Source organism: Pseudomonas sp. B424, from assembly GCF_055408345.1.
Genome location: NZ_JBUZTL010000016.1, coordinates 106,798 through 127,387 on the forward strand (window position 1 = coordinate 106,798; position 20,590 = coordinate 127,387).

A 20,590-nucleotide genomic window follows, 5' to 3' on the forward strand; every position below is an offset into this window, starting at 1 on the left:
GGTAACCGTTCACACCCCACGGGCAACCTGAACAGGAGACGCATCATGCTTGAACTCAGACCCTTCAATACCCTGGGCGGCGCAAACCACGGTTGGCTGGACGCCCATCACCACTTTTCGTTCGCCGAATACCATGATCCGCAGCGGATGAACTGGGGCAACCTGCGGGTATGGAACGATGACGTGATCGCCCCCGGCACCGGCTTCCCGAAACACCCGCACCGCGACATGGAAATCATCACCTATGTCCGTGAAGGCGCCATCAGCCACGAAGACAACCTGGGCAACAAGGGGCGCACTGAAGCAGGCGATGTGCAGGTCATGAGCGCGGGCACCGGGATTGCCCACAGCGAGTACAACCTGGAGCCGACGCCCACCAAAATCTTCCAGATATGGATCATTCCGAATCGGCAAGGCGATGCGCCTGCCTGGGGCGCCAGGCCTTTCCCCAAAGGGCAGCGTGAAGGGTTTGTCACCCTGGCCAGTGGCAAGGAAGGCGATCATGAAAGCCTGCGCATCCGCGCCGATGCCCGCCTGGTGGCGGCAAACCTCAAGGCCGGCGAAAGCGCCGAGTACCGGCTGGACAGTGGGCGTCGCGCCTATCTGGTGCCCGCCACGGGAGTGATCGAGGTCAACGGCCTGCGTGCCAATGCACGGGATGGCGTAGCCGTGGTGGATGAGTTTGTACTGCGGGTGACGGCGATCGAAGACAGCGAGATCGTGCTGGTCGATATCGCCTGACGCCACACGTAAAAAGACCGGGCACCCCAGGGTGTCCGGTCTTTTTTCAGGCCTGGAACCAGGTTTTGTACAGCAGGGCCCCGGCGACCAGCACACACAAAGCAGCGAAGCCCAATTGCAGCACCTGCGCCGATACCTTGGGCGCGACCACGCGACCCGCCAGCATCCCGCCCATGCAGGCCAGGATAAAAATCACTCCCTCGACCGGGATGCGTACACCGCTGTAAAGCGCGCCGATGATGGCCGTAAGCGAGATCAGGGCAATCACCATCAAGGACGTGGCAACCACGGCGTGAGCGCGGATATCGGTCAGTTGCCTGAATGCCGGTACCAGCAGAAAGCCGCCCCCCACCCCCAGCAACCCCGTCAGCAACCCGCAGAACGAGCCCACCAGCGCCAGGGTTGCAGAGCACTTGAGCGTCCATTTCAAACGGCCGGTGGTTTCATCCAGCATGCAGTTTTTTTGCTCCCAGCCCTGGTCACCCGGTGCTTGCGCCAGAGGTTGCGGGCTGCGGGGCTGACGCGCCATGCGCACGGCAACCGCGATCAGCACCAGGCTGAATAACGCGCTGAGCCCGCTTTCAGGCAGACGGTGAGCCACATACAGCCCCACCGGGGTAAAACCCGCCCCCAGCACGGCCATCAAGGTCGCCGCCCGATAGCGCACCAGCCCTTTGCGCAAACCATCAAGTGCCCCGAGCGCAGCCGCAGCCCCCACCGCCATCAATGCCACGGGGGCGGCCTGGGTCATTGACCAGCCCAGGCCGATCACCAGGGCCGGGACGGCCAAAATGCCGCCTCCCGCCCCTGTAAGGCCGAGAATCAAACCCACCATAATTCCGAATAAAATCTCAAGCGACACAACTAACCTCGGTCCAGCGTGAAGAGCACGAGCGCCAGGCCTGACCACACACCCTGAAAACATCAGGATCAATTTCAGGCATCAAGGCTCTATAGTGTTGCGGGCTTACTCAACCACGGCAGTCACTATGGAACCTCGGATACAGGCATTTTTTGACAGCGCCTCGTGTACCTACAGCTATGTAGTGTTTGAGCACGAAGGCAGTCAGTGCGCGATTATCGACTGCGTACTGAACTATGACCACACTTGTGCACACACCTCGACCACCAGCGCAGATGAAATCGCGGCCTTTGTGATCGAGCACGGCTTGCGCCCGCAGTGGCTGCTCGAAACCCACGCCCACGCTGACCATCTTTCCGCAGCGCCTTATCTGAAGCAAAAACTGGGCGGCAAAATCGCCATCGGCGCCGGTATTCGCGATGTGCAGCGGGCGTTCAAAAACATCTTCAACCTTGAACCCGCGCTGCAACTGGACGGCTCGCAGTTCGATCACCTGTTCGAGCCCGATGAGGTATTCCAGATAGGTCGGCTTCAGGCGCGCGCCCTGAGCGTACCGGGCCATACTCCGGCGGACATGGCCTTTTGTGTGGAAGGCAGCACGCTGTTTGTCGGCGACACCCTGTTCATGCCCGATGTGGGCACTGCCCGCTGTGACTTCCCGGGCGGCGATGCCCGCCAGCTTTACCGCTCAATCAAGCGGTTGCTGGCATTTGCAGCCGATACCACGCTTTACCTGTGCCATGACTACCCGCCGCCCGAGCGCGAGGCCCGGTGCAGCACCACCGTGCAGGCACAGCGCGACGGCAATATCCATGTGCGCGATGGCATCAGTGAAGACAGCTTTGTGGCCCTGCGTACGACACGCGATGCCACCCTGGCGATGCCTGTTCTGATGTTGCCGGCGGTACAAGTCAATATTCGCGCCGGCGAACTGCCCGCCCCGGAAGCCAACGGCATCCGCTACCTGAAAATCCCGCTGAACCAGTTCTGAGCGCGCTGCGATCAGGACGTGGCAAGCGCTTCGGCGTTTGCCTTGCGCCGCTGGATCAAGTAACCCAGCACCGCCAGCGGCGCAGTGGCCAGCATCACTTCCACGGTGATTTGCAATGGCTGGCTGATATAGGTCGACACCAGCAGGCTGGCCACAAAACACAACCCGAGCTGCAGGGTATTCTGCAAGGCGGCCGCTTTGCCGGAGTTTCCCGAGAAGGGCATGAGCGCATTCGCGACCACAATCGGATAGCTCGCACCGTTAACCAGCGCCATCAGGCAGAACGGAATCAGCAAGGTGGCCAGTGTCGGCTCGGTGTACATGGCGACCAGATACAACCCCGCCATGCTGGCGCAGTAGGCGAACAGCAACCAGGGCAACAGCGTGCGGCCACTGAACCGCTGCAAGGCGCTGCGGCAGCTGTAACCGCCGACCAAAAAGGCCAGCGTAGGAAAGGCATAGCTCAACCCGATATCGCTCGGGCTGTAGCCCATATCACCCAGAATGAACGGCGATGCGGTCAACCAGGCAAAGAAGCTGGCCGAGCACGCGGCGAAAACCATTACATTGCCGCTAAAGCTTGCCGTACGCAGCAGCTGCCAGTAGCTGACCCCCGACTGTGCCGTTTTTGGCGCTGTGCGCGGGGTTTCCTTGAGCAGCAGCGTGGGAATGATCAGCATCACTGCCAGCCCCAGCAGCACGGCGAAAATCGCCTGCCAGCCCAAATGCCCCAACACCACGGCCCCCAGCAACGGTGCCAGGGCCGGCGACAACCCCATCAGCGGCATGATGCCGGCAAACACGCGATTGGCTTTGTCGGCCGGGTAGCGATCAATCACCAGCGCTTGCCACGTGACGGCAGCCGCACAGATACCGACGGCCTGGATAAAGCGCAAGCTCAGGAGCAGCACGGTGTTATCGACCCAGAACATGCCCAGGCAACCCAGCGCGAACAGCGACAGGCCCGCCAACAGCACCGGCTTGCGCCCCAGGCGGTCGGACAGCGGCCCCCAGAGCAACTGGCCAAAGGCAAAACCGGCCAGAAAGATGCTCAGGCTCGCGCCCACGGCACCGGCTGACAGCCCCAATTCGCTGCGCAACGTGCCGAATGCCGGCAGGTACATATCCATCGCCAGATAGCCCAGCATGCTGAGCCCGGCGAGATAACAGGTAAAACCAAAAGAGTTCTTCATGTGCACCCAAAAACTTGCCATCAAACAATTTGTTGACTGGCGAGCATTATCCATCAGAGGATTTGCTTGTGAAGCGATAATAATTGCCAACTGGCATCAAATTTTTTAAAGGCAAAGACATGTGGTCCGAATACTCCCTGGATGTGATTGATGCGGTGGCCCGCCACGGCAGTTTCAGTGGTGCGGCCCAGGAGCTGCATCGCGTCCCCTCCGCTGTGAGCTATACCGTGCGCCAACTGGAGCAGTGGCTGGCAGTCCCGTTGTTTGTGCGCCGTCACAGGGATGTTGAACTGACGCCCGCCGGGCATATGTTCGTCAAGGAAGCCCGGGACGTGATGAAAAAAATGCTCGGCACCCGGCGCCTGTGCCAGCAGGTTGCCAATGGCTGGAGCGGCCAGTTGCGCGTGGCCGTGGACTCGATCATCAAGCACCCGCGATGCCGGCAAATGGTGATCGACTTTTACCGCCACTTTCCCGACGTGGAACTGATCGTCCAGTACGAGGTGTACAACGGCGTATGGGATGCACTGGTGGACGGTCGGACCGATATCGTGATCGGCGCCACGCGTGCGGTTCCGGTGGCAGGCAGCTTTGCGTTTCGCGACATGGGCTTTATGCATTGGTTATGCGTGGCCAGCCCGCGGCATCCGCTGGCCTCGATTGAAGGCTTGCTGGGTGACGACCATCTGCGCCCCTACCCTGCGCTGTGCATGGACGACACCTCCCGCAGTCTGCCCAAGCGTGACACCTGGACCCTGGACAACCAGCGCCGGATGATGGTGCCCGACTGGGCCACCGGGCTGGCCTGCCTGAGCGACGGGCTGTGCGTGGGCATGGTGCCTGCTCATCTGGCCCAGCCTCTGATCGAAACAGGCCAGCTGGTGGCGCTGGACCTGCAGCGGCCCTTCCCCGCCAGCCCTTCGTGCATTGCCTGGGCCCAGAAGAATCATTCCCCGGCCATGAGCTGGCTGCTGGAGTACCTGGGCGATACCCCGACCTTGAGCCAGGAATGGCTCAATGAACATCGAACAGAATCGGATACAGCGACGCCACCAACAGAATCGCCATGGTCAGGTTGAATGCCAGCAACCACCGGGGCCTGGTCAGCACCGAGCGCAACGCACTGCCGAAGCCGGCCCAGACACACACGCTGGGCAAGTTGATGACGGCAAAGACCAGGGCAATGATGAACACATTGGCGATATAGCCCTGGGACGGCGTGTAGGTGGTAATTGCACCGATGGCCATCACCCAGGCCTTGGGGTTGACCCACTGAAAAGCCGCGGCGCCCCAGAACCCCAGTGGCTTGCCATGGGCCGCCAGCGACTCGGAAACCGGTCCCGAGGTGGCCACTTTCCAGGCCAGGTACAGCAAGTACGCCGCACCCAGGTAACGCAAGAGGGTATAGGCCATGGGCACGGCCTTGAACACGCCGCCCAGCCCCAGCCCCACCGCCAGCACCAGGAACATGAAGCCGAAGCTGATGCCCAGCGCATGGGGGATGGTGCGCTTGAACCCGAAGTTGACCCCTGAGGCCAGCAGCATGGTGTTATTGGGGCCGGGGGTGATGGATGAGACAAACGCAAACAGGGCGAAGGCAGAAATCAGTTCGAGGGAGAACGCCATGGTGTTATCCGGCTGTGAAGGGAGTGATGGACTCACCCTATCGGATTACCGGGCTGGCATTACGCTACAGATGGCTACTATTTTGACCACACACATTTGCATCGTTTTATACACATCGCTTTCACATCACTTTCACATCGTCTGGCCTAGATTGGATCCACTCCTTTAAATGAATCCCATTTGGCCCGCTCCCCCCAGCGGGCCTTTTTTTGGCTGTCGTTCAGCGACCCTCAGTCCTCCAGGGCCTGTACCGGTTTTGCGGGTTTTACCGGCTTGGCCGACTTGCCCGCCGCACTGCCCTTGGCTGGCGTCTCGGCTACTACCGGGGCCTGGGTTTCCTTTTCGGCCGCAGGCAAGGCATCGACGGTTTTAAACAGCTCGCCGAGGTCCACGTCGCCCGCGGTCTCGACCTTCTTCTCGCCGTCCTTGCCGATCAGAATCACTTTGGCCTTGTCGATGATCATCCCCGGCTTCAACCCGCGAATCAGCGACATCGTGCTCTGGGGCTCAAGGTCTTTGCCGTCACGCTTGCCGGTTATGCCGACAATTGTGTAAAGCACCATGTTGCGCTCATCGAACGCCTGTTTGATGGCCGGGTCTTCAAGGGCTTTTTTGAGGTGCGCCAGCGTCGGGTCAGCCTCTTCACGGGCAACGATGACCAAAGGGCGAAACTTGCCACGATCCTGATCAAGGGGGTTGGGGACTTCAACAGCCTGCACGGTGCCTGTTACCAGCACACTGGCAAGGATCAATAATCGGATAAACATCCAGACCTCCTTTTATTATCGGACCGGCTTCGCGGGCGTGTTGCCAATGCCTTGAAACCCTTGACGTTGAGCCTGTCATTCAGAGCTTAGGCCAAGGGTTCAGTCGCGCAACCGGGTTACCGGACTTTGCCTTTCATGTTTATTTTTTGCAACTGCATCCAAACCCCCTCCCCGGGGGTAGTACCTGTAACAGCCAACGAGCTGTTATCCCATCAGGAGACAGGTACATGAACGCAAAAACCTTGATCAGCCAAGCCGGCGCGACACTTGCCACCACACTGCTTTTGATGGCGCCGGGCGCCTATGCACAGTCCCGGCTACCCGAAAACATTAGGGTTCCCGAAGGTCACAAGGTGGCGATGACGACAGTTGGTGTAGGGCAAATCACTTACGAATGTAAAGAAAAAGCCAATGCGCCCGGTCAAATGGAGTGGTTCTTTGTAGGCCCAAAAGCGCAGCTCAACGACACAAATGGTAAACAAGTAGGCACCTACTTTGGCCCGCCCGCCACCTGGCAAGCCCTGGACGGTTCCAGAGTCACGGGTACCCAGCTTGCAGTAGCCCCTGCCGGCGCCGGCAACTTGCCTTACCAGCTGGTCAAGGCCAACCCGGCCGAAGGTAAAGGCGCCATGAGCGGCGTGAGCTACATCCAGCGTGTCGCGCTCAAGGGCGGCGTGGCACCCGGTAGCGAATGCACTGCCGCCAACAAGGGCGAGCAACAAGCAGTGCCGTATCAGGCGGACTATGTCTTCTGGGCCAGCCGCTAAATCAATGAGGCACCCGTGGCCGGTTGCGAAAACCGTCTACGCTGCCTCGATGAAACCCGGGCCAATGACTTGAGAACACCCCCTAGTGACGCTACCTGAGCCATTGTTTGACTATGAAGCCTGCCTGTTTGCCTGCGCTCGCGGCGAACGGCAGGCGCTCGTGGCCCTGTATGCCCAGGAAAGCGCGCGCTTGCTGGGTGTTGCCAAACGCATTGCCCGCGACAACGCCCTGGCGGAAGACATCGTGCACGACGCTTTTATCAAGATCTGGATGCGCGCTGCCAGCTTCGACCCTCAGCGTGGCTGCGCCCGGGGCTGGATTTTCAGCGTGACCCGGCACCTGGCGCTGAACTTTGTACGCGACAGCCGTCTGGAGCTGCAGGTCAGCGATGACAGCGCGCTGGCGTTACAGCCTTTGGCCTCGCTCGATGGCCGGCACCAGGAGCAGGACGCACTTGAATGGCAAACCGGCGCCGAGCGGATTTATGGCTGCCTTGAGCAGCTCGACCCGGCCAGACGCACCTGTATCGTGCATGCCTATGTCGACGGCTATACCCACGCCGAGATTGCCGAAAAACTCGCCACGCCATTGGGCACTGTAAAAGCCTGGATCAAACGCAGCCTGAGCGCATTGCGCGAGTGCATGGGATGACTTTCAAACCTGACAACAACGACCCGGCAGAGCTTGACGCTCTGGCGGGTGAGTACGTACTGGGGACGCTCGACGCGCCGCAACGCCGCGCCATTGAGCAACGCCTGCGCCATGACGGCCAACTGCAAGCGGCGGTCGGGCGCTGGGAGGCACGACTGCTGCCCCTGAACGATCTTGTTCCGCCACAGACGCCTTCAGCACAACTGTGGCCGCGCATCGAACGCAGCCTCAACGCATTGAATGAGCCCGCGCCCCAAGCCCGGCAGCCGGCCGGTCCCTCCTGGTGGAATCTGCTGCCCTTGTGGCGCGGCCTGACTGCAGCGGGGCTGGCCGCAACGCTGGTACTGGGCACGGTGTTGTTGACCACGGCCCCGACCGTGCCCCCGCCCGCCTATGTGGTGGTGCTGGTGGCGCCACAAAACCAGGCGCCGGGCTGGGTGGTCCAGGCCAGCAACCGCCAACAGATCCAGCTGATTCCGCTGGGCATGGCGCAGGTGCCGGCAGACAAGGCGCTGGAATTCTGGACCAAGGGCAAAGGCTGGGATGGCCCGGTATCCCTGGGGCTGGTCAAGCCGGGGCAAACCTTGTCCATACCGCTGGATAGCCTGCCGCCGCTTGAGCCCGACCAACTCTTTGAGCTGACCCTTGAAGGCCCCAACGGCTCACCGCTCGGCAAACCTACTGGGCCCATTCAATTTATCGGCCGGGCTGTCAAAGTGATTTGAGGCCCTGTTGTTTGGCCCGGTAATGACGCACCAGGGCTACGGCCACCATCAGTGCAATCACAGACAGCACAATCGGCAAACGATAAGGCTTGAGGTCGCCCAGCGCGCGCTCCAGAAACTCCCCGGCCCAATACCCGCCCGAGGCAAACAGCGTCGCCCACACCGCCGCGCCCAAGGCATTGATGCAGGAAAACTTCAGCGGCGAGACCTTGCACGCACCGATCACCATAGGCCCCACCAGCCGCATGCCATACAAAAAACGCACTGAAAAAATCGACACCGAGGGGTGCTGGTTGATCAGTTGCGTCACCCGATCGATAGTCGCCTGCTGCTTGTGCAGGCGCGGCAACAGACGGGCACCGAAATAACGACCGACCCAGAACAGCACCTGATCACCCAGCATCCCCGCCAGGCTGGCGTAACCGATCACGGGCAGAAGCTTGAGCACATGTTGATGCGCCGCCATGCCACCCAGAATCAGGATGGTTTCACCTTCCAGCAAACAGCCGATAAACACGGCCAGATAGCCATAGGTGGCGAGCAAGTAACTGAAATCGATGTGTTCAAACATGTGCACGCTGTCGCTCCATTGGATTGAGGGTGTTGCTCCGTTCATCCCGCGCAATCTACCACTCAGTGCCGGTGTCGATGGTGGATATCCGGAAAGTGCGGATGGTTATGGCTGATCTGCGGATGCTGGTGTGCATGGCTATGGGACACATCCTCAGGTACAGCCTCTGCATGCTCATGCTGGTGATGTGCATCGTGGGAGTGGCGATGCGTGTGTTCCTGCGGTTGATGCAGATGCAGATGCTCATGGCGCTCGGTGAGGTGCAGCCACACGCCAAAGATCATGAACGCCGCCGCCACCCAGAACAGCAGCGAGACCGACTCCCCCAGCACCAGGATGGCAATCGCAGCCCCCAGAAAAGGCGCTGTCGAAAAGTACGCCCCGGTCCGCGCCGCGCCCAGGCCACGCAATGCCAGAACAAACAGCACCAGGCTCACCCCGTAGCCCAGAAAGCCGATCAACAAGGCCGGGGCCAGCACGTCAAACGAAGCAATCCTGGCACCCAGCGTCAACCCGATCGCGCAGTTCACCAGCCCCGCGAACAAGCCTTTGGCCCCTGCGATAAACAGCGCATCAGAAGCGGACACCTTGCGCGTCAGATTGTTATCAACCGCCCAGCAAAAACAGGCAAACGCCACCGCCAGAGGACCGAGCCAGGACAACTCCTGCGCGGCTGCCGGGCCGGACGGCCACGACAACACAACGCCCCCGGCGATGATTGCCAGCATGCCCAGTACAATCCGCCGGTCCGCATTCTCTTTAAACACCACCCACGCCAACAGGGCTGTCAGCACAGGCTCAAGATTGAGCATCAAGGACGCGGTCGCGCCACTGGTCAGGGTCAAACCGAACATCAGCGCCACGGGCCCCAAGATGCCGCCAAACACGATAGCCCCCACCAGCCACGGCCACTCACTGGCACTCAGCCCGGACGCCGTCCAGCCGCGATCGCGGATACAGCGCACCAGCAACAACCCCAGGCCGCTGCCCAAATACAACAACCCGGCCAGCATCACAGGCGGTACTTCGGTGCCCAGCAGTTTGGCCAGTGGCGTACTGGCACCAAACAGCGCCGCTGCAGCCAATGCGTAAATCACACTCGTATTCATCACATCCACTTCTGTATCCGTCGTGCAAGCAGTCTAGGGTCTGTTGACGCTTGGTTGTGGCCGCGCCGATAGCCCATGTGGTGCAGGGCAAGACGCGAGCAGCGTGGTTGGGTTGTTCCAAATAAGCTGCGAGCAACGCGGCTCACAACCAAACGTCAACAGACCCTAGCTTAGCCCGCAGATATCGGCCAACAGAGAAATCAGCGCCCTGATCCAGATCAATGCCGGCGCAGGATTTGCCTCACGCGAAACCCGCGCTTTACCGACACGAAGCCCGCGAGGTTTTATATATCTATGATTTTTCGACGGTTTTAGGCAGGCATCGAACAAAAAAATGTACCTGAATGGACGTTATCGACCTTGCCTCATCGGCGCAGGCTCTATATATTCGTCCACCTGTCACGCAGGCCCTGAGTACTTTGATCGTTAAAGCACCGGCCTTCCTGACCCGCTTTACAGCGCTACCGCCCGAATGGCGAAACTGGTAGACGCATGGGACTTAAAATCCCCCGTTCGTAAGGACGTGCCGGTTCGATTCCGGCTTCGGGCACCAAACAAATCAAGGGCTTGCATGAGATTCTTCGTGCAGGCCCTTTGTTTTTTGCACCGCAATTCTGTTTTTACCCCGCCCGTGGCGTCCTGCCGAACGAACACAAACCAAAAGCAATTCAGAGCAAGCACAACGGCTTCAAGGACAGAAAAAGACTGCTGCGGGCCGGCGGCATCAAAACTTGATTCGGGGCAGGTTTTAGCTTCTCATGGATCGTTTCTGAACTTTTCAGGGCCGCTGTACCTAAACGCTCGTAAACATTTTTATCAACGTCATGGAGACACTCGCCAATGCTTACTGCAAAACTGCTGCGTCACACCTGTGCCCTTGCGCTGTCCAGCGCACCACTGGCAGTGATGGCCGCCCCAAGCACCGACCCCCTCTTCACCATCGGCTTACTGGGCTCTTACAGCGAGTTAAAGTTCGAAGGCGGTCGCGAGTCCGACAAGGAAGATATGGGCCAAGGCGGTGTCTTTGCCAACTTTGGCAACAAGATGACCGAAGAGTCCGGCTTCATCTACCAGATCGGTGGTGAAGTCAAATACAGCAAGAAAAATGACCATAAGCTCAAGGAAGCCCAGGTCGACCTCGACCTTGGCTGGCGCGCCGCGCTGGACGCGCGCAACTTCGTCGACGTGATAGTCGGTGGTGGTTACGGCTGGACCCGTTTCGAGCCTGAGATCAACAATCTGGACACAAAACTGACCCTGAAATCGCCATTTGCCAAGGCAGCGCTGGGCTACAACCACCAGTTCGACACCTCGACCCTGCGCGTAGAGGTGGGTGCCCGTCACTCTATCGATGGCCGCGCACGCCTGAAGGTCGACCGCTTCGGCAGCGATAGCGTCGACATGAAAGACAGTACCAACCCGTACGCAGAAGTTTCGCTGCTGATGAACCAGAAGGGCGCCATGCCGATTTATGCAGGTGTGTACTACACCCGTTCGGAGTACAAGATCGACGAGGATTCGCCGGTTGCCGACAACACCAAACTCAAGCGTGACGAGTTCGGCATGAAGGTCGGCCTGGCGTTCTGATCCCATCTGGCAGGCCCCGTCAGCTGTCGGGGCCTGCATCGGCCTCAGCGCCGCGGCTCCCCTGCCTCATTCAATCAGCGGTAACCGGACTGAAGGTGTGTGGTTCAGTCCGTCGACTGCATCCAGTATTTGCCGTACCCGATCTGTAACGGATATATCCCCCTCAAGCTTCAAGACAGTACAGGTAAGCGCAGACAGCCATTGCTGATGCCTTGCCAAGCTACGTCCGGGGACGCCTCCCTCATCATACCGAGCTGCCCAAGCCAGAAACTCCGGCTTTGCCTGACCGAAGCGTTTCACCTCTCGGCGCTTTAGTCTCTCTAATCTGAGTTCAACAGGAAGATAAAGGAACACCACAAGATCAAACTCGCTCTCAAGCGGTTGACCCCAGCCCATCACTGATCCTGCAACCACTGCTCGGCCATGAGAGCGCATGTCCTGTAGCAAGCGCTCGCCTCGTTGCGTTTTGTCTGCCAGATGCTGATATGGAGGGTTACTGGGCAGCCACAAAAAATCATCTGCTTCCAGGTGAGTTGTGCTCAGCTCCTTTGCTAAAGCATCCGCTAAGGTGGTGGTGCCGGTACCTGCCGCACCTGTGATCAAGATGTAACGTGCCGTCTGTTTTGTCATTTCGCTCAGCCACTCTCAAAAGTTTTCAGCTCCGACAAACTAGACGTGACCGGCTGAAAGGTGCAGGTCTGGAGGATCATATTTCAAGTTTCGGATTGTTTTTTGGCCACTAAAAAAACCTGTACCTCTCATTTTTCAATGCGCTGGATTTTAGTGAATTTATGTTTGATCAATATTTGAAACGATGGGATCTGACCATTGATGGCGAAGCTTTTGTCTCGCTGAACGGCAATCTGCTGCCCGTCCGCCAACGCGGCATACCCGCCATGCTCAAAATCTCGCAAGTAGCAGAGGAACAAGCTGGCGCATTGCTCATGGCTTGGTGGAACGGCAATGGTGCGGCGCCCATTCTCGCCCATGATGGCGAGGCCTTGCTTATGAAACGCGCGCAAGGCACGTCCTCGCTTCTGCAGATGGTGAGTTGCGGCCGGGACGACGAGGCTACTCGCATCCTCTGTACGGTAGCCGCTCGCCTGCATGCACCAAGTGCCAAGCCAGTCCCCGCCCTGGTTCCGCTGGAGCAATGGTTCAAAGCGTTATGGAACGGAGCGGCGAAGCACGGCGGCATCCTTGAACACTGCGCAAGAACCGCACGCGAGCTCCTGGCTGCCCCGCGTGATATCACGGTACTGCATGGCGACATCCACCATGGCAATGTACTTGATTTCGGCCCTTCCGGCTGGCTCGCCATTGATCCCAAGGGACTGTACGGCGAGCGGGGTTTTGATTATGCAAACATCTTCTGCAATCCCGACGGTGAAAGTGCTCTGGCACCGGGATGCTTCGAGAGTCGGATCGAAATCGTCGCAAATGCCTCCGGCATCGATCGCCAGCGACTACTGCAATGGGTGCTCGCATGGACTGGATTGTCGGTAACCTGGATGCTCGAAGACGACGTTGAACCGGGCAGCAACCTTGCAGTGGCGAAACTGGCTGCAGCGGCTCTCGGCATCGGCGATTAGTCCTTGGCGCCATTCACGACAGGGCTATTCGATTTAATCGCAAATGCTGGACGGGTCGAAGACACGGGGACCGAACGCCATTCTGTGAAAGGGTGTTTAGCCAGGCTCGGTGTCTTTCTCGAGCAAAACAGCACCGCTCCCAAGCGAACTTAAATGATCACCTGGATTGCGCAGAGGGCAGTCCGTCATGGAAAGGCATCCACAGCCGATACAGCCGTCGAGCTGATCACGAAGCCGGGTCAGGCTGAGAATCCGCTCGGTCAGGAGGTCCCTCCAGCTTGTAGAGAGATTCGCCCAATCTTTGGAAGTCAGAGGTCGACCTGACGGAAGCTCGTCCAGTGCGACCTTGATCGAAGCCAAAGGAATGCCCGCGCGCTTCGCAATCTTGATGATGGCAATACGGCGAAGCGTATCTCGTGAATAGCGACGTTGATTGCCTGCACTTCGCTGCCCCTGAATCAGTCCTTTGGCCTCGTAGAAGTGGACGGTCGCGATGGTGATGCCGCATCGGCGGGCCAACTCACCTACAGAAAGTGGTACACGCACATCGATCATAGGTTTCTACTCTCTCTTGACCTCATCTATACATGAGGTTTTATAAAGAGTGTCGGTTTGCCTTTGCAAGCCTTCATCTGCGACTGCGGGTGAGTTCTTGAAGTGGAGCCAACATGGACAAGCGTCACATCCCATCTGATCAAACCTCACAAAACAGATCGAACGCACGGGCATCCGCAGATAGCCCTCCCTCAAGTACGAGCTGGGGAACCCTGCTCTCTGGCAGAAATGGTGTGCGTTCGCTCGCGCTCGCTGGCGGCGTCGTCCTCCATGCAGTCAACGTCTATATTTCCACGACGATTCTGCCTTCGGTCGTAAGGGACATCGGCGGTATCGATTATTACGCCTGGAACACCACACTGTTCGTCGCGGCTTCGATCCTCGGGTCGGCACTGTCGTCGAGGTTGCTCATCAGCGCGGGGCCGCGCGGCGCTTACATGATCTCAACGCTGGTGTTTGCGATCGGGACGCTCATCTGTGCATTCGCACCCTCAATGCCTGTCATGCTTGCCGGACGCCTCATTCAGGGACTGGGCGGCGGTTTTCTGTTCGCGCTGTCCTATGCCATGATCCGGCTGGTTTTCAACGAAGCTTTATGGGCACGCGCAATGGCCCTGGTCTCCGGAATGTGGGGGGTGGCAACGCTGATTGGCCCTGCCGTAGGCGGCGTCTTCGCAGATCTGGGCATATGGCGGGCTGCGTTCTGGTCACTCATTCCAGTTGCAATGCTGTTCGCCCTGCTCGCGGTGGCCGTACTGCCCAGACGCAGCTCTCAGAGCACCGAAGCCTCCCCGCTTCCTCTTGCCCAACTCGTTCTCCTGACATCGGCTGTTCTCGTCGTTTCAGCGGTCAGTGTCTCGTCAATGTTCATCTTGAATATGGCTGGCCTGGCCGCCGCCGCCATCCTGACCGCCTTGCTGATCGCCACGGAAAGCCGCGCCCGGCACAGGCTGCTGCCACAAGGTGCATTCCGGATCACATCGGCCCTGGGGTCGCTCTACGCAACTATGTCGTTGCTTGCGATTACCGTAACCAGTGGCGAAATATTTGTGCCGTTGTTCCTCCAGATCCTCCACCACCAGTCACCGCTCGCTGCGGGCTACCTTGCAGCGCTTATGGCGGCCGGGTGGACGTTGGGCTCAATCGCGAGCGCAGGAGCCAATGGCAGAAATATCAGGCGCGCGATCCTCATCGGTCCGGCACTCGGAATAGCGGGCATGGCTGCGCTTGCCGTTTTGATGCGAACTGAAAGTGACGGTGGCTGGCTCGCACTTACCCCTGTCTGCCTTGCCCTGGCAGCAATCGGGTTGGGCGTAGGGTTAGCCTGGCCGCATCTGCTGACCCGCATCTTTCAAGTATCTTCGGCAGGGGAACAGGACCTGGCAGCAGCTTCGATTACAACCGTGCAACTTTTCGCTACTGCGCTCGGTGCGGCTCTGGCAGGAATGGTGGCAAACATCGCGGGGCTGACTGATCCCGGGGGTGTCGTCGGTGTGTCAAGAGCAGCAACCTGGCTTTTTGGAGTGTTTGCACTTGCACCCATTCTTGCCGTTTTTACAGCCCGTGGAGTGCTGCTGCACCACCCGAAAGCTGGGCAGGGGAAAATCTGATTTTTCAACAGAGCCGATCCGAAGCAGACGTTACTCAGGGGCGGTTTTGTGCACAAACCATATTCTTTGCGCAACTGAACCGGTTACCCAGGATGCAGTCAAACAGGTCGTTGCACTGTGGACGATAGCTATCAGACATCGCCAGCTGAGCTCCTGAGTACGTAGTCAACGTTGTTTCTTACCCTCGAAAACGCCTCCCAAAGGATGCAAAAAATGAGAAATATCATTTCTGTGGTTGCTGTAGCGGCTTCATTTGCCATGGGTACTGCATTCGCTCAAGCACCCGCGAAACCTGATGTGAACCCAATCACAAATGGCGCGATCAATCCGGCAGTTACGCCAGGCACTACCGGCGCAGATAAAATTGCAGTAACCCGCGATGCTAATGCCGGAGCATTGAACGAATGCTACGCCAGCGTTGGCGATCAGCCCCGGACAGCGTTGAAGGCTTGTCTTGAGGGCAAGACTCGCGAAGCCACGTCACAAATGAATATCGCTTACAAAAAACTGGAAGCTCAGACAAAGGAAATCGATTCGAGCGCCACGGCCAAAGCCCTTGCCTCGCTGCTCGCTTCTCAAAGGGCTTTCGAGAAGTTCAAGGATGCACAGTGCCAATGGGAAAGTGATGCCGCGATGGGGGGCTCGGGCTCTGGAGATTTTTTAAGTTCCTGCAAAGTCGATTTGATGCGTTGGAGAGCGAAGCAGCTTTCCAGTTGAATTTATTGACGGCTCAACGTTGAGATCAGGATGAAATAATGAACAAGGCCAATCAAAAAAACTGCGGCCGCACCGACGCTAAAAATGGAGCAAGCGGTAAACATAGCCAAAGAAATTTTCTGCGGCTCGCTTGGGTCCTGGCGCTATGCATGTCCATCGCAGGCTGGGTAACAGTTGTTCTGTTCCTGGAGAAAACTTCCTGGATCGATATTGATGGGTTCCTGCATGAACCGTTGTTCTGGCTGATCCCGACCAGCTATTTGTTCTTGTTTGTAGCCATCGTACTGGCCATATCAGATATGGCCCTCAAGTTGAAAAAGCATCATTGCAGCAGATAGGCCGCTTCGTTCGCGACCACGACGCCTGCCAGCGACGTCGTGGCGCACCAAGGCCCGGGCTCGACAGCAGCGGCGTCCCCCAATTTGACCCACTGAGTGTCTATGCCTGCGACAGGCGCCCGACGGTCAGGCCAACGCCAACCGCGCAGCCTTGTTCGGCAGGATGAGGGCCGCACACACAAACCCCGCCACCACCATGCAGGCGCTCACCAGGATGGCGTAGCTGAAGCCCTGCACCGCACTGCCCCCGTCCGCCAGCACGGCGATGCTCACTGCGACACCCACGGCCAGGCCGACCGCAGAACCCACTTCCTGGGTCGTGGTCAGCATGCCGCCCGCCAAACCATGATCGACCGCATCGACTCCTTCGATACCGGCCACGGTCCAGGCCGGGAAGGCGATGCCGTAACCAATGCCCGCCAACAACGTTCCGGGAAGGATCGAGCCGGCCCAGGAGGTATCCACGGCCAGGGAAACACCCAGCAAGGCCAGCCCACAGATAAACACCGTCATGCCGCCCATGATCACCGGCTTGGTCCCTGCCCTGGCGATCAGGGAGGGCCCTGCCCAGGCGCTGGAGAGCGTGAAAGCAATCGCCATCGGCAACAGCCCCAAGCCTGTCTGAGTAGCGGTGAAACCGAGGATTTCCTGCATATACAGCGCCACAACAACAAAGGTCGGCCCCAGCGCGGTATTCGCCAGCAGCGACACCAGGTTTGCGCCGCCGGTCATGCGCTGCCAAAAAACCGGAATGGGCATCAGCGGGTATTCAGCCCGGGTTTCAACCCAGACAAATACGGCGAGCAGTCCCACGGCCAGGGCGATCAACCCGTAAGTGACGGGCGAAGCAAGGCCGACGTGCTCGCTGTTGGCAAACGCGAACACCAGCGTTGCAGCACCCGCCGCGACCAGAACCGCACCGCCGATGTCGAGGCGCATAGCGGCCATTGAAGCCTCGCGCCTGCCTTCTGGCAGGTAGCCTGCCAGGGCAATCACCAGCACACCCACAGGGACGTTGATCCAGAGCACCCAGCGCCAACCCAGAGCGTCAGTAATGATGCCGCCCAGAATCAGCCCTGCGACGAAACCGCTTGCAGCCACGGCCGTCCAGGCCCCCAGTGCACGGTTGCGCGATTTCTCGTCAGGGAACAGCGCCAGCAGCAACGAAAAGGCCGCCGGTGAAAAAAGGGCCGCGCCAAAACCTTGCATGGCCCGGGTCACAATGAGCATTGCGGGGCTCTGCGAGAAGCCGCCGAGCAACGAACCCAGGGTGAAGATCACCAGCCCCAGCAGAAATACCCGGCGCCGGCCAAACATGTCGGCAGCGCGCCCACCCAACAGCAGAAACCCCGCGATGGCGACGCCGTATGCATTGATGACCCACTGCAAAGCCCCTGGAGTGAACCCCAGGCTTTCCTGAATCTGCGGTAAGGGGATCATGGTGATAGAGAAGTCGAGCAATGCCACAAATTGAGTCATGCATAACAAAATGAGGCAAAGCCGCCAGCGAGGATTATTCATTTGTACACCCTATGGATTTAGTTTTACTAAACTTGTTCAGAACCTCTAAACAGGCTGTATCATCGCCCTCACGCCGGGTGAGCGGAAACGATCATTTGTGCCCTAGACATTCAGGAAAACTAAACCTTATGGCCACGTCACTACCCCTTCTCGCGCTGCGCACCTTTGTCGAAGTCGGGCAACGAGGCAGCATCAAGGCGGCCGCTCAAGCGTTGAACGTCACTTCAGGGGCTGTCAGCCAGCAGATTCGCTTGCTGGAAGATCGGGTCGGCATGGCGCTGTTCACACGGGAGCGAAGCGGTTTGTGCCTGACAGAAGCCGGGGCCAGCGTTCATCCCGTGCTGCTCCAGGCCTTTGAAAACATGCAACAGGCATTGCAGGCGCTGGAGGCCATCAAGTGCCGGCAGACCTTGACCGTCAGTACGGTCGCGACGTTTGCCGCTTCGTGGCTGGTGCCGCGTCTTGGCCGCTTCAACCTGCGCCACCCGCATATCGAAGTCAGGGTTGAAGCCACGTCCGCTGTGGCCGACATGCGCCGGGACCGGGTCGATGTGGCGCTGCGCCACGGGCTGGGAAACTATCCCGGCTTGCAGGTCACCCGGCTGATGGCACCCGTGATGGTGCCGGTAGCCAGTCCCGCCCTGATGGCCACAAGCCCGACCATCACCAGTCCTGCGGATTGTCTTGAATTTGCGCTGTTGCATGACTCTGACCGGACAGACTGGTCCCTCTGGCTCGCGGCCCACGACGTCGCCAAGGATCCGCGCGCCGAACGCGGCACAGCGTTCGAGGATGATTTCCTGCTGATTCGAGCCGCCGAAGCCGGTCAAGGGCTGGCCCTGGTACCCCGGGAGTACGCGCAGGAAGAAATCAATGCCGGCCGCCTCGTCCAGGTCCTGGATAAACCCTGGCCTGCGCGCTTTGCCTATTACGTGGTAACCCGCCAGGACGCCATGCACAGAGAAGAGGTCAAGGCGTTCGTGGACTGGATCATGGAAGAAGCCCAGGATGTTCCCGGGCAAGCACCACTTTAGAAAAACTGATGCAGCACGGCAGAATTCATCGTTTCCGGTGTGGAATTCGGCAGGTTAGGGTTACGGGCCTGTACTTATTCAGCCAGGCCCCAAAACCATGAACACCCCTGACCTGACGCTCTACACCGACAGTTCGCCCAACGGCTTCAAGATCACCATTGCCCTGGAGGAACTGGAACTCACCTATACCCTTCGCCATGTTCATATCGAGCAGGGTGAACACCGCCGGCCCGACTTTCTCAAGCTCAACCCCCATGGACGCATCCCGGTTCTGGTTGACCACGCGACGGGCATCACCCTGTTCGAGTCTGCCGCCATCCTGCTCTATCTGGCCGAAAAGACAGCACGGCTATTGCCTGCAGAGCCTTCTGAACGCTGGGCGGCCATTACCTGGCTCATGTTTCACACCTCGAGCATGGGCCCCATCCTGGGCCAGCGCGTGCATTTCGAACTGTTTGATCAGCCTGCGAACCCCACCGCCATCGCCCGCCTGCGGCAACTGACGGAAGCTACATTCGTGACACTCGATCAACACCTGTCCAACCAGACATGGCTGGCGGGAGCGCAGTACTCGATTGCAGATATCGCGACCTTCGGCTGGATGCATATCGCCCGCATCATCGACTTTGACTTCAGCCGGTACCGCCACCTGAGCGCATGGTACGAGCGAATTGCCCTGCGCCCGGCCGTGCAAAGGGGGGTTGCGCTCCCCCATCCCGCAACGGGCGCCTGACCCCACACAACAGGCAATGAACCAGCCAGCCCACAGGCAGGCCATTGCAATGCCAGCATCGAACTTTATTCCTGATGCCCCATCTACATGTACACAGGCGGGATCATTTCGCTCCTGCTTAAATCTCTTTATCACTATCGACTGAGGTTAATCACATGCGAATTACATTACCGGTCCTTGTGCTGGGCATCGTGATATCGCAGGGAGCAATGGCCGCTGGAGATGGATCTGCCGCTGTCGGAGGCGGTGTTGGCGGTGTGCTGGGCAATATTGTCGGTCAACAGGTGGGCGGCTCTACCGGGGCAGCCATCGGCGCAGGCGTCGGCGGGGCGGCAGGTAGCGCAGTCGGCGCGCCAAGAGGCAACAAGACCGAAGCCGCCATTGGTGGCGGTGTCGGCGGTGCTGGCGGCTCGCTCATCGGTCATCAGCTCGGAGGCTCCACCGGCTCTGCCATAGGGGCCGGGCTAGGCGGCGCCGTTGGTGGCGCGGTCGGCAACAACCTGGGCGATGATGGCAACCGGCACAGCTCGGGCGGCAAACACAAGCATAAGCACAAAAACAAAAACCATTGAAAACCGGCTTTCAATGGTCAAGAGCCCGACTTCGTGTCGGGCTTTTTTGGAAATGTGCCTAGCCGTAAGGGCCGAACCCGTAGAAAGCCGTGACGTATCGAATGGATATGTACGCTGTGTCAGTAACTGCGATACCGGGTACACATCCGGCATTCGCGTTTAACTGAAATATTGGTTTCGCTCTTACCGCGAGTCCCTGCCCTGCCATACGGCCTCCTGTGAGGGGCGTTCGCGTTGTTTGTACATTCCCGTGGCTACAGCAAAAGCAAAGGTTAAGGCTTGAAACTGCACACCCCCATGTGGGAGCGGGCTTGCTCGCGATGGCAT

General features: G+C 59.0%; 23 protein-coding genes and 1 tRNA gene. 15 read left to right on the forward strand and 9 right to left on the reverse strand.

What is annotated here, in order from left to right; all coding sequences use genetic code 11:
• Positions 1–45: 45 nt before the first annotated feature.
• Positions 46–741, forward strand: coding sequence for a pirin family protein (locus ACZRMS_RS18020; protein WP_463996393.1), 696 nt, complete (start codon positions 46–48; stop codon positions 739–741).
• A gap of 46 nt (positions 742–787) precedes the next feature.
• On the opposite strand, the gene ACZRMS_RS18025 is transcribed toward ACZRMS_RS18020, so the two are convergent.
• Positions 788–1,603, reverse strand: a complete 816-nt coding sequence (locus tag ACZRMS_RS18025) for a sulfite exporter TauE/SafE family protein (protein ID WP_463996394.1) — start codon at positions 1,601–1,603, stop codon at positions 788–790.
• A gap of 127 nt (positions 1,604–1,730) precedes the next feature.
• On the opposite strand from ACZRMS_RS18025, the gene ACZRMS_RS18030 reads away from it, so the two are divergent.
• Positions 1,731–2,594, forward strand: coding sequence for an MBL fold metallo-hydrolase (locus tag ACZRMS_RS18030; RefSeq protein WP_463996395.1), 864 nt, complete (start codon positions 1,731–1,733; stop codon positions 2,592–2,594).
• Positions 2,595–2,605: 11 nt separating this feature from the next.
• Here the strand turns inward: ACZRMS_RS18030 and punC are convergent, their stop codons facing one another.
• The gene (punC, locus tag ACZRMS_RS18035; protein ID WP_463996396.1) at positions 2,606–3,787 is read right to left on the reverse strand and encodes a purine nucleoside transporter PunC; all 1,182 of its coding nucleotides are present in this window, start codon (positions 3,785–3,787) and stop codon (positions 2,606–2,608) included.
• Between the two features lie 119 nt (positions 3,788–3,906).
• On the opposite strand from punC, the gene punR reads away from it, so the two are divergent.
• A complete protein-coding gene (punR, locus tag ACZRMS_RS18040; RefSeq protein ID WP_463996397.1) occupies positions 3,907–4,866 on the forward strand; it encodes a DNA-binding transcriptional activator PunR in 960 nt (319 codons plus the stop codon).
• On the opposite strand, the gene ACZRMS_RS18045 is transcribed toward punR, so the two are convergent.
• Both ACZRMS_RS18045 and ACZRMS_RS18050 read right to left on the reverse strand, forming a co-directional pair.
• Positions 4,802–5,413 carry a LysE family translocator gene (locus ACZRMS_RS18045; RefSeq protein WP_463996398.1) on the reverse strand — a complete coding sequence of 204 codons (612 nt, stop codon included), beginning with the start codon at positions 5,411–5,413 and terminating at the stop codon, positions 4,802–4,804. The genes punR and ACZRMS_RS18045 overlap by 65 nt on opposite strands.
• A 230-nt stretch (positions 5,414–5,643) precedes the next feature.
• Positions 5,644–6,180, reverse strand: a complete 537-nt coding sequence (locus tag ACZRMS_RS18050) for a DUF4174 domain-containing protein (RefSeq protein ID WP_463996399.1) — start codon at positions 6,178–6,180, stop codon at positions 5,644–5,646.
• Positions 6,181–6,407: 227 nt separating this feature from the next.
• Here ACZRMS_RS18050 and ACZRMS_RS18055 point away from each other — a divergent pair, with 227 nt between their 5' ends.
• The 3 genes from ACZRMS_RS18055 (at position 6,408) to ACZRMS_RS18065 (ending at position 8,324) form a co-directional block, all read left to right on the forward strand.
• Positions 6,408–6,947 carry a DUF3455 domain-containing protein gene (locus ACZRMS_RS18055; RefSeq protein ID WP_463996400.1) on the forward strand — a complete coding sequence of 180 codons (540 nt, stop codon included), beginning with the start codon at positions 6,408–6,410 and terminating at the stop codon, positions 6,945–6,947.
• A gap of 85 nt (positions 6,948–7,032) precedes the next feature.
• Positions 7,033–7,599 (forward strand): sigma-70 family RNA polymerase sigma factor, encoded by a 567-nt coding sequence (locus ACZRMS_RS18060; RefSeq protein WP_463996401.1) that lies wholly within the window; start codon positions 7,033–7,035, stop codon positions 7,597–7,599.
• Positions 7,596–8,324: an anti-sigma factor gene (locus ACZRMS_RS18065; RefSeq protein ID WP_463996402.1), complete on the forward strand. Its 729-nt coding sequence runs from the start codon at positions 7,596–7,598 to the stop codon at positions 8,322–8,324. The genes ACZRMS_RS18060 and ACZRMS_RS18065 overlap by 4 nt, the downstream gene beginning before the upstream one ends.
• Here ACZRMS_RS18065 and ACZRMS_RS18070 read toward each other — a convergent pair.
• Together ACZRMS_RS18070 and ACZRMS_RS18075 are read right to left on the reverse strand one after the other, a co-directional pair.
• Positions 8,311–8,895, reverse strand: coding sequence for a DedA family protein (locus ACZRMS_RS18070; protein ID WP_463996419.1), 585 nt, complete (start codon positions 8,893–8,895; stop codon positions 8,311–8,313). The two genes, ACZRMS_RS18065 and ACZRMS_RS18070, sit on opposite strands and share 14 nt — an antisense overlap.
• Positions 8,896–8,957: 62 nt before the next feature.
• Positions 8,958–10,004, reverse strand: a complete 1,047-nt coding sequence (locus ACZRMS_RS18075) for a DMT family transporter (RefSeq protein WP_463996403.1) — start codon at positions 10,002–10,004, stop codon at positions 8,958–8,960.
• Positions 10,005–10,470: 466 nt separating this feature from the next.
• Between ACZRMS_RS18075 and ACZRMS_RS18080 the strand changes: the two genes are divergently transcribed.
• Positions 10,471–10,557, forward strand: a tRNA-Leu gene (locus ACZRMS_RS18080).
• 287 nt (positions 10,558–10,844) lie between these two features.
• Entirely contained in the window at positions 10,845–11,591 is a 747-nt protein-coding gene (locus tag ACZRMS_RS18085) for an outer membrane beta-barrel protein (protein WP_463996404.1), read from the forward strand.
• 66 nt (positions 11,592–11,657) lie between these two features.
• On the opposite strand, the gene ACZRMS_RS18090 is transcribed toward ACZRMS_RS18085, so the two are convergent.
• Positions 11,658–12,221, reverse strand: a complete 564-nt coding sequence (locus ACZRMS_RS18090) for an AAA family ATPase (protein WP_463996405.1) — start codon at positions 12,219–12,221, stop codon at positions 11,658–11,660.
• Between the two features lie 161 nt (positions 12,222–12,382).
• On the opposite strand from ACZRMS_RS18090, the gene ACZRMS_RS18095 reads away from it, so the two are divergent.
• Positions 12,383–13,183, forward strand: a complete 801-nt coding sequence (locus ACZRMS_RS18095; RefSeq protein WP_463996406.1) for an aminoglycoside phosphotransferase family protein — start codon at positions 12,383–12,385, stop codon at positions 13,181–13,183.
• 96 nt (positions 13,184–13,279) lie between these two features.
• Here ACZRMS_RS18095 and soxR read toward each other — a convergent pair whose 3' ends face one another.
• Positions 13,280–13,738 (reverse strand): redox-sensitive transcriptional activator SoxR, encoded by a 459-nt coding sequence (soxR, locus tag ACZRMS_RS18100; RefSeq protein WP_463996407.1) that lies wholly within the window; start codon positions 13,736–13,738, stop codon positions 13,280–13,282.
• A gap of 113 nt (positions 13,739–13,851) precedes the next feature.
• On the opposite strand from soxR, the gene ACZRMS_RS18105 reads away from it, so the two are divergent.
• The 3 genes from ACZRMS_RS18105 (at position 13,852) to ACZRMS_RS18115 (ending at position 16,403) form a co-directional block, all read left to right on the forward strand.
• Positions 13,852–15,348, forward strand: coding sequence for an MFS transporter (locus ACZRMS_RS18105; RefSeq protein ID WP_463996408.1), 1,497 nt, complete (start codon positions 13,852–13,854; stop codon positions 15,346–15,348).
• A 213-nt stretch (positions 15,349–15,561) separates the two neighbouring features.
• Positions 15,562–16,065, forward strand: coding sequence for a UmoC family flagellar biogenesis regulator (gene umoC / locus ACZRMS_RS18110; RefSeq protein WP_463996409.1), 504 nt, complete (start codon positions 15,562–15,564; stop codon positions 16,063–16,065).
• Positions 16,066–16,103: 38 nt separating this feature from the next.
• A complete protein-coding gene (locus tag ACZRMS_RS18115) occupies positions 16,104–16,403 on the forward strand; it encodes a DUF3955 domain-containing protein (protein WP_463996410.1) in 300 nt (99 codons plus the stop codon).
• 126 nt (positions 16,404–16,529) lie between these two features.
• On the opposite strand, the gene ACZRMS_RS18120 is transcribed toward ACZRMS_RS18115, so the two are convergent.
• On the reverse strand, positions 16,530–17,924 hold the full coding sequence (locus tag ACZRMS_RS18120) for an MFS transporter (RefSeq protein ID WP_463996411.1): 1,395 nt from the start codon (positions 17,922–17,924) through the stop codon (positions 16,530–16,532).
• A gap of 128 nt (positions 17,925–18,052) precedes the next feature.
• Between ACZRMS_RS18120 and ACZRMS_RS18125 the strand changes: the two genes are divergently transcribed.
• From ACZRMS_RS18125 to ACZRMS_RS18135, 3 genes are all read left to right on the forward strand, one after another.
• Positions 18,053–18,958, forward strand: a complete 906-nt coding sequence (locus tag ACZRMS_RS18125) for a LysR substrate-binding domain-containing protein (RefSeq protein WP_463996412.1) — start codon at positions 18,053–18,055, stop codon at positions 18,956–18,958.
• 97 nt (positions 18,959–19,055) lie between these two features.
• A complete protein-coding gene (locus tag ACZRMS_RS18130; protein WP_463996413.1) occupies positions 19,056–19,691 on the forward strand; it encodes a glutathione S-transferase family protein in 636 nt (211 codons plus the stop codon).
• Between the two features lie 155 nt (positions 19,692–19,846).
• Entirely contained in the window at positions 19,847–20,263 is a 417-nt protein-coding gene (locus tag ACZRMS_RS18135) for a hypothetical protein (protein ID WP_463996414.1), read from the forward strand.
• Positions 20,264–20,590 lie beyond the last annotated feature (327 nt).